Annotated in this window: 3 protein-coding genes; all 3 read right to left on the bottom strand. The window is 43.2% G+C overall.

The features are described 5' to 3' along the window. The coding region (locus N4310_RS07430; protein ID WP_262092681.1) for a Rib/alpha-like domain-containing protein at positions 1-2357 on the bottom strand (2357 nt) is incomplete at its 3' end. Between the two features lie 224 nt (positions 2358-2581). Beyond that, complete coding sequence (locus N4310_RS07425) at positions 2582-4798, bottom strand: mucin-binding protein (protein ID WP_262092680.1); 2217 nt, start codon at positions 4796-4798, stop codon at positions 2582-2584. 93 nt (positions 4799-4891) lie between these two features. Further along, the coding region (locus tag N4310_RS07420) for a mucin-binding protein (RefSeq protein ID WP_262092679.1) at positions 4892-5188 on the bottom strand (297 nt) is incomplete at its 5' end.

The following is a 5188-nucleotide window of genomic DNA, read 5'->3' as shown; positions in this document are numbered from 1 at the left end:
GATCCATCGCTATAGCGAATTGTTACACTTCCAGACAAACTACCTGTAGACGCGTCAGATGGAACAACAACTGTCACACGACCCTGGTTATCAACCGTCATGCCGGAACCTGTCACACTGTAAGTTGCAGTGGCTGGCAAGTCTTTACCTGTTAGGACAACTTGATCCCCAGCCTGAACACCAGCACCATCATAACTTGGATTATAACTATCAGCCTCTTCTTTTGTAGCTGAAATCCGATTAACTGTCAAAACCTTACGATCCGTCGAACCATCTGGATAGGTTGCTAGAACTGTATAAACTGTTTCCCCTAACCTCTCTGTTTCTGGAAGCGTAATAGTCGCTGTTCCCTGATTATCAAATGTAACTTGTGAAGCATTATTTGTCAGAACTTTAAAGGAAGTTCCTCGAGGGATTTGCCCTGTTTGTGGGGCCAGTCCTGATTTTCCAACTTGGACTTCCGTATTTAGATAGTGAATCTCATACAGGTCTGCCTGCCGCATGCTTCCAACCAATTTATTCTCAACATTTAAGATGCTACGATCCATGTAGGTGTTAGAATAGGTGTTTCGCATAATACCTGTGGCTTGATTGGAACCTGAATAGACCCCACGTTCCTTCCAAGTTTCAGCCAAGGCAGACGCTCCTGTTTTCTGTGCAATTCCGTCAATCACAGTCGCAAATGCCTCACGGCTGAGCGGTGTTTGTAAGTTGTATTCAATCGTATAGGCGGCTGGCTCATAGTAACCACTCAAGGTTACACTTGGCATTTTTACTTCCTCAATAATTGGTGTAAAAATAGGGACCAATTTTTGCCGCTTGCTATCGGCTTCTTGCTGACTAGTGACACCTTCAAGGCTAATTGCTGGGGTATCTTTGGTATTAACCAAGCCACTCTGATTCACAACCAATGGAATGGCCTGACTGGTTCTTGTTCCACCAGCATTAGACGCATACAAATGGACCTGATTCGTGTCCACCAAATTCATTAATTCCTGTGGAAGTTTCTGAACAATATAGGGGATAGTTCCCGCCGGCTCGGTTAACACACTACGCCCCTTAACCAGCTCATACCGTGTGATAAACTTAAAACCCGTTACTTGGCCATTCTCAGTAACGATTGGTAATAATTCGGATATTTCTTGATGGGTTTGGGACGATTCCGTCTTCTGATTTTTTGTATCGGAAAATATACTATCAACAGTTGTATCCGCCAAGGCTGCTTCATAGTTCGACATCTCTGCCGCAAACCAAGCTCCATTCAAGGTATCCAGCACAATACGATTGATATTGAAGATAGAGTCATAGTTATCTCCGCTCACAAAGGTTGAGCCGAAAGTGACCGCTTGATTCCCAACCAATTCCGACAAGGTCTTCCCATTTTTAAGGGTAATCGTTACCGAGAAAGATGTTGCATCGGAACTCATACTAGGATCATCCGGAAAACTCACAAAACGCTTAAGAACGGGAATTGTCCATACTTGATTGTTCTCACTTGGCGTGAACGCTTCGTCAACGTTATAGATTGAATCCGTCTTAAGCTTGATACTCTCGATATTGTTGTAGAAAGCTGGATTCTCAAACCAGAGCATGTAATTCCCAGAATTCCCTTCCCGTTTATACTCGGTTGAAAAGCCAGTCCCTTTGAATTTATTCCAATCAATTTGACGCAGAATGACCTGATTGCCATTATTAGCAAAACGATCAAAATAAGTACCGCCATAAATTTCCACGATATAATTCGGATCAAGAACATTCGCTGTAAAACCATTTACAGTCAAATCAATAGGAACCTTAAGACCAGTCGAAGGTACTTCCGCTGCCAAAAGCGCTGCTCGCTCCCTTACTGGATTGGCTATTCGCAGCCCTAAAGAACTCTGTGGTACTGCTTCTTTCTCTAAACTTACTTGAGTTGTCTTAGAAGGAGGCTGCACCACTGAAGCCTCCTCCTCCACTGATGAAGAAGTTTGCTGACCTTCTGACCCAGTCTTAACTATTGCACCTTCTTTCAAAACTGGCGCTGACTCCAGCACTGAAGCAGTTGAAAACTCCTCTTCCAGTATTTCCTTAACCGCTACAGCTTGAGACGGAAGATCCGAAGACTCCGACACAGAGACATCCAATGAAGCTGCCGCAGAATATACCACTGCTGACTCCTCCACTAGTGGCTGAACACCAGTCTCTTGTCCCCTCTCCAAACCCCTAAGGCTTGATTGATCTCCCAAACTCTGAGTTTCCTCAGCTTGGACAGTTCCAGATCCAAACAGAACAGATCCTAAAAAGACAGAGGCTACCCCAATAGAATATTTCCGAATAGAAAAGCGTTGAACAGTTTTGGTAAACGGTTCATTTTTCATACATTAAAACTCCTTTCTTCTTTTGAAAATCCTCTGACTTGTCAAAAGAATCACATATTATATTTTAGTGGAAAAAGTCGGAAAAGTCCATGACTAAAACCTATTTTCACAAAGAAAAAACCCTCTCCTAAAATAGGAGAGGGCGGGAAATATTTAAACAAACATAGGGGATTTCCCACTTTTACTCATACTGTAAATACTCTTATCTAGTATGTACCTGTCGACTATTCTTCGTCTTTGCGACGACGTCCGACAATTCCAAATCCTGCTAGAAGACCTAGAATACCTAGAGCTGTTGCTCCAGCAGCATCGTCAGTACCAGTTTCAGGAAGTTCTGCCGCTGGTGCCTCAGGTTGAGCTGGTGCTACAGGTTCTGGTTGAGGTGCAGGTTTTGGTTGAGGTTTTGGTTCTGGCTTAGGCTCAGGTTTTGGTTCTGGCTTAGGCTCAGGTTTTGGAACCTCAACGTAAGGAACTGCAGTTGGTTTAGTTGGATCTTTAGGTACTGGTGGGATGTAACCTTTAGTTGGATCACTTGGATCAACTGGTTTCAATGGCTCACGAGTATCTGGATCAACTGGTACCAAACCTGGAATATGTGGAATAGCTGGTTGACTTGGATCCGTTGGTGGAACAAGTTTACTTGGATCGTTTGGATCGTTCGTGTATGGTAGTTCTTTCCATGGATTCTCTGGAGTTACTCCTGGAGGGAACTCTGGAACATAGTTCGCAATTGGAACATACATAACTTGATCGAGGATATCTGCTGAATCAGCTGTAATACCTGTATGAGCTCCTACTTCCACTTGAGAAGGATCTACAAGGATATGACCTTTATAGACTGGAGTCTTATAGTTTCCAAATGCTGTACCATCTTGTGCTACCCAATCACCAAGAGTTGTTTCACCAGTTACCAGATTGATGCTTCCTTCACGACGGAAACGGAGTACATCACGGTGCATTGGCGCTTCAGATGCTGGAACCTCTTTCAAGCTTCCATCTTCTGCACGTACATAGTAACGAACCTCACGGCTAACTTCCTTCGTCAATTTAAGGATATCATCCTTATCTGGATTTGGATAATTTGGTGTATTTGGATCAGTTGGGTCAACTGGCTTATTAGGATCTACTGGTTTCTCTGGAGTTACAGGGATCACCTTCGCCTTAAGGTCTACGTAGTAGAGATCTACTCCGTCCTTACCGTCGAAGTGAGTTCCTGAAACGAAACCATCTCTCACAAGCTCATAACCAAGTTTCACATACTTAACAATAGTGTTAGCTGTTGCATAGTTAATTACTTGTGATTGAGTACCTTCCATAACCGCTGAACTCTCAAGTTCACGGACAACTGTAGTGCCATCTTGTTTCACTTCACGGTAGATAATTTGTGCTTTATCAATTCGTGCATAAGGAACAACGGTTGGCTTAGTTGGATCCTCTGGAACTGGAGGGATGTAACCCTTAGTTGGATCTTGTGGATCAACTGGTTTCAACGGAATTTGTGGCTCAAATCCTGGTACATAAGGGATATTTGGTTGAGCTGGATTTTCAGGAGGAACAATCTTACCTGGATCTGTTGGATCGTTGGTATATGGTACCTCTGACCATGGCTTATCTGGCATATCCGCTGGGAATTCAGGGACATAATTTGCAAGTTTCGCATAGACAACTTCATCATGAATATCTGCTGATGTTGCTGTGATACCTGCATGGGCACCCTTCACTACATCTGCTGCATTTACAAGGATATGATCTTTGTAAACTGGTGATGTATAACCACTGAAGGATGTGCCATCTAGAGCAACCCACTCACCCAGAGTATTTTCGCCTGTTACAAGGTTAACAGTTCCTTCACGACGGAAGCGAAGTGTATCTTCCTTAGTTGGGATTTCCATTTCTGGAATCTTCGTAAGGTTTCCGTTTGTATCGCGAACATAGTATTTCACGTCACGTTTTACTTCCTCAGTCAACTTCACAATATCTTTGTTTTCAATTGGTGGGTAAACTGGTGAATATGGATCTGTTGGATCTGTTGGTTTGTTTGGTTCTTGTGGTTTCTCTGGTGTCACAGGGATAATCAATTCTTTCAAGTCAACGTGGTAAACAGCGCCATCTTGAGTGAAGCGACCACCTGGTACAAAGCCATCTTTCACGAGAACATAACCAAGGCGTTTGTATTTAGTAATTGTATCTGTTGTTGAGTAATTGATTGGATCACCAATTGCTCCTTCAAGAACTGGAGATTTCTCAAGTTCACGAATAACAGTCATTCCATCTTGACCTACTACACGGTAAACAAATTGTGCAGACGACATATTACGTACATATGGAATCTTCGTATTGTCGGTAGGTGTTGTTGGAACTGGAGGGATGTAACCCTTAGTTGGATCTTGTGGATCAACTGGTTTCAACGGTTCTTTCGTTCCTGGATCTACTGGAGTCAAACCTGGTACATATGGAATTGCAGGTTGTTTTGGATCAGTAGGTGGAACAATATCCGTTGGTTTGTTTGGATCTGTTACATACGGTACTTCTGTTCATGGTTTCTCTGGAGTTACACCTGGAGGGAATTCTGGAACATAGTTACCAACTGGTACATAAACTACTGAATCAACATAGTCACCATCAGTTGCTTTCACACCTGTGTGAGCTCCCGCTTCTGCTTGGCTAGGATCTTTCAAGACATATCCTGGAACCACTGGTGATTTCTTATTGTCAAAGCTATCGCCAGTAGCAGATGTCCACTCACCTAGAGTAATTTCGCCGGTAGCTAGGTTAATCGTTCCTGTACGTGTAAATTCTAGAGTATCAACAACTTCCTCTGCAATAACCTT

It is taken from the genome of Streptococcus danieliae, from assembly GCF_025447695.1.
In the GTDB taxonomy this organism is placed as follows: Bacteria; Bacillota; Bacilli; order Lactobacillales; family Streptococcaceae; genus Streptococcus; species Streptococcus danieliae.
This window is presented reverse-complemented; position numbering and strand designations above follow the sequence as displayed.